We start from the raw sequence: 4,527 nt of genomic DNA, 5'->3' as shown, positions 1-4,527 counted from the left end.
TTCATTCACCGTTGTTTATCGGCTACTGCGCTATGTTTGACGAGGTTTTCGCTACCCTCCCTTTTTGTCTCTTATGCAGACTTTCGAGTTCCAGGGTTCAACTCAATCGAGCCATTCACCACCGCCCACTCAGGGGATTCAAACCAATTTTATTTTAACATAAAGCCGTCCTAAAAGGACGGGGCTTTAACCCAAAATTTTGGTAAAACTTTGGCATAGACAAAATCAGCCAACTCTACCCTCCCCCCCACTTTTCTATATCGATTTAGTCTGATTGACGATTCGATCGTAAAATAGCAACAGATCAAGAGAGTACAGGTCAAATATGCCGAAATTTGTTATCTGGGGTAGTTATTGTGAAAACGTGCTGGAAAAACGCGCACCCTATCGTCAAGCGCATCTAGAGGGATTAAATCAACAGAAAGAACGGGGAATTCTCATTACCATCGGGCCAACGGCAGATTTAAGCCAAGTTTTCGGAATTTATCAGGCAGCCAGCGAGTCAGAAGTGCGGGAATTAATCGAAGCAGATCCCTACTGGCAAAATGGTATCTGGACAGAGTACCAAGTCAAAGAATGGATTCAAGCCATCTAAGGTAGCTATCAGCTATATTTTTCTATAAGGGTGTTGTCTTAAAGCTGACAGCTTTCCTACTTTTTGTTTATCGCCATGGTTTACATCAAAAAGGTCGAACTCTCACACTTCAAATCCTTCGGGGGAACAACTCCTATACCCTTTTTACCGGGGTTTACGGTGGTTTCTGGTCCAAATGGTTCAGGAAAGTCGAATATCCTCGACGCATTGCTATTTTGCTTGGGATTAGCTACTTCCAAGGGAATGCGGGCCGAAAGATTACCGGATTTAGTCAATCACAGCTATAACAGTCAACGTCATAGCACCGAAGCGAGTGTTTCGGTGACTTTTGATATTGCCGATATGACCGGCGCAACCGATAGGGATTGGACGGTTTCCCGACGCTTAAAAGTGGCTAAGGGTGGCAGCTATACTTCTACCTACTATATCAATGGGGAAACCTGTACGGTTAGCGAACTTCACGACCAGTTAAACCGTTTACGCATCTATCCCGAAGGGTACAACGTGGTGTTACAGGGGGACGTAACCCGAATTATCAGCATGAATGCCAAGGAAAGACGGGAAATTATCGACGAATTGGCAGGAGTAGCTGAATTTGACCGCAAAATTGAGAAAACTAAGGAGAATATCGATTCGGTTAAAGAAAGAGAAGAACGCTGCCAAATTATTGCCACAGAATTGCAAAAATCTCTGGAAAAATTAGCACTAGATCGCATTAAAGCCGAAAAATACCAAAAACTCAAGGCCCAAGTCCAAGAAAAACAACAATGGGAAATTGTCCTCCATTGGCAAAATCTCCAGCAGCGCTGCCAGCAAGTAAAAGAACAAATTCAAGCTGGGGAAAAGGAAAAACAGGTTTTAACCGAGACTATCGCCAATTTATCCGAACAAATCGCCCAAAATAGTCAAGAATTAGAGAAACTCAATCAACAGGTTAAAGCTTTTGGGGAAGATGAACACCTGTCCCTGACTTCCCGATTAGCGAGTCAACAGGCCAAACGACAACAACAGCAACAACGACAAAAAGAGTTAGAAAACCTCGAAAAAGAATCTCAGACACAGAAAACCAGACTTTTAGAGGAAATTAATCGCTACAATCTCGAATTAAATCAGATTACTGCTGAAAAAAGCCGTTTAGAAACTGCAATTTTACCCAATCTCCTACTGACAACCCAAACCGCAAGGGAAACTTTAGAAACCCATCGTCTGCAAGCAAGTAGTCTCGCAGAAGCGTCAGAAGCTTGGGTAAAAGAACAAAGTGACCTTTCCCGCAATATTACCCGTCTTCAGGAACAATTAAACCCCTACCGTAGCCAACGGGCCCAATTGACCGAAAGATGCGATCGATTGCAAACTAATATAATAGAAGCTGGTCAACGTCTGCAAGAATTAGAGCAAGTTATTAGCACAAAAACGGAAGAAAGTCAAGAAATATTACAAAAAATTAATAATTCTGAACCCGATATCCAAAATTTAGCCCAAAAACTCACCATTGCCGAACAAAATCGCGTTATCAGTCAGGACACCCAAAAACGTCTGCTAAAGGAACAACGGGACAAACAGAGGGAATTAGATAAACTGGAAGCGACTAAGCAAGCTCAACAGGAGGCCCAGGGAACCTATGCTACTCAAATATTATTACAGTCAGATTTGCCCGGAATATGCGGATTAGTGGCACAATTAGGCGAAGTAGAGGAACGTTATCAAATTGCTCTTGAAATCGCAGCCGGAGGTCGTTTAGGTCATGTAGTCGTCCAAGATGATAGCGTTGCGGCTGCCGGAATTGCCTTGCTAAAACAGCGTCGCATCGGTCGGGCCACTTTTTTACCCCTGAATAAAATTCGTCCTCCCCGTCCCCAAGATATTTCCTCTCTGCGTCATGCGCGGGGTTATCTAGATTTAGCGGTGAATTTAGTTAAGTTTCAATCCCAGTATCGGGAGGTTTTTAACTATATTTTTGGCAGTACGGTGGTTTTCGAGGATATAGACTCTGCACGTTATTATATTAATCAATATCGCATCGTTACTTTGGATGGCGAGTTATTAGAGATGACTGGCGCTATGACTGGAGGCAGCCAACCGACGCGATCGGGGCTGCGTTTTGGTAAAATTTCTCCGAAGGAGTCTAGTGAAGCAGAATCTCTACGGGAAAGATTAGCAGAAATCGATCGCATTCTTACCCGCAACGAAGAAAAAATTACCCAAGTTAATAATCTTATCAGTCAGTTAACCCAACAGTTAACCGAAACCCGTCAGAGTCATCGAGAAAATCAATTATCTCTACAACAATTAAGCAAGGATTTACAACGTTTAACCACAGAAAAAGAGGATTTAACCCGTCAATTATCGGGACAGCAAGAGGAAATTACTATTTCTCGTCAACGGTTAGAGGTATTAACTAGAGAAATTCCTGAGTTAGAGTTATCTTTACAGCAAGAACAGGAGAAATTAACTGCGTTAGAGGCCAATCATACCCATAGCGAATGGCAACAGGTACAGGGAATAATTCGTAGTCAAGAATTAGAGTTACAAACCCAAGAAAATCACCTCGCTACAGTCCGCGAACAGTTAAAAGATTTACAAAATCAACAAATCAGACTAGAGGAAAAAAGTCAAGATTCTGCGGATAGAATTATTGAGATTGACAAGATAATTACCGATGCAGTTAATCAGAGAAATATCGGTAATCTGGAGATAGAAAAACTTGATCGCCATATTTTAGAAATCAATCAAGCTTTACAGCAATTATCGCAACAACTAGGGGAAACCAAGCAAAAAAGAGACCAATTAGAGACAGTTTTGCGACAACAACAAAACCAACAACAACAGGCTATCTGGCAATCGGAAAAGTTAGTCAACAATCAAGAGGAAAGACAAACATTACTAACCACCTTACAAACAGAAATTAGTCAACTAGAAAGCGACTTACCCAATCCCTTGCCCGAAATTCCCGAAAGTGATCGAGATTTCGAGAAAATTCAAAGCGATATTCGGCAGTTACAAAAGAAATTAGAAGCTTTAGAACCGGTGAATATGTTAGCTTTAGAAGAACACCAAAAAACTAAAGAGAGATTAGATGAACTATCAGAAAAACTGCAAACTCTAGAAGGAGAAAGAACCGAACTACTTTTACGGATAGAAAACTTTACCACCCTCAGATTTAATGCTTTTCAGGAAGCATTTACTGCCGTTAACGAAAACTTTAAGACTATATTTGCTACCCTGTCCGATGGTGATGGTTACTTACAACTAGAAGACGAAAATGACCCCTTTAATGGTGGCTTAAATCTGGTGGCACATCCGAAAGGAAAACCCGTACAGCGATTAAGTTCCATGTCTGGGGGTGAGAAATCTTTAACCGCTTTAAGCTTTATTTTTTCCCTACAAAGATATCGTCCTTCTCCCTTTTATGCGTTTGATGAAGTGGATATGTTTTTAGATGGGGCAAATGTAGAGAAATTGGCCAAAATGATTCAAAAACAAGCACAACAAGCGCAATTTATTGTCGTTAGTTTGCGTCGGCCCATGATTGAAGCATCGGAAAGAACCATCGGTGTCACCCAAGCGCGGGGAACCCATACACAGGTACTAGGAATTAAAGTTTAACCTAAGACGCAAGTGGGGTGTGGGGAAGTGGGAAGCTTTTCAGTGCTCAGTAAACAGTAATCAGTGAACTGAAAACTCACATCTGATAACTGATAACTGATAACTGATAACTGATAACTGACTCCTAACCCTAGGAACAGGAAACCCCACTTATAACCTCTCCCAGACAAGCCAGACAAAGTTAAGTTATCGAAAATTTGGGTTAAAACCCCGTCCTTTGAGGACGGCTTTAAGCTACAATGGAAAAAGCGATAACCAAGCTAAAAACTGAACCTTGACAACAGATAGTAAGGGGTTTCGTTCAGAAAAGACTTCAAATTCGGCCT

Annotated in this window: 2 protein-coding genes; both read left to right on the top strand. The window is 41.6% G+C overall.

Going from position 1 to position 4,527, the window contains the following annotated elements; translation table 11 throughout:
• Positions 1–325 precede the first annotated feature (325 nt).
• On the top strand, positions 326–595 hold the full coding sequence (locus IM322_RS17900) for a YciI family protein (RefSeq protein WP_002762776.1): 270 nt from the start codon (positions 326–328) through the stop codon (positions 593–595).
• A 75-nt stretch (positions 596–670) separates the two neighbouring features.
• Positions 671–4,201 carry a chromosome segregation protein SMC gene (gene smc / locus IM322_RS17895; RefSeq protein ID WP_287675185.1) on the top strand — a complete coding sequence of 1,177 codons (3,531 nt, stop codon included), beginning with the start codon at positions 671–673 and terminating at the stop codon, positions 4,199–4,201.
• The last annotated feature ends 326 nt before the right edge of the window (positions 4,202–4,527 follow it).

It is taken from the genome of Microcystis sp. M109S1 (assembly GCF_020247025.1).
Taxonomy (GTDB): Bacteria; Cyanobacteriota; Cyanobacteriia; order Cyanobacteriales; family Microcystaceae; genus Microcystis.
This window is presented reverse-complemented; position numbering and strand designations above follow the sequence as displayed.

Excerpts from the sequence above, each read along its gene's own strand:
- IM322_RS17900 (WP_002762776.1), top strand. The coding sequence starts at position 326 with ATGCCGAAATTTGTTATCTGGGGTAGTTATTGTGAAAACGTGCTGGAA.
- smc (WP_287675185.1), top strand. The coding sequence starts at position 671 with ATGGTTTACATCAAAAAGGTCGAACTCTCACACTTCAAATCCTTCGGG.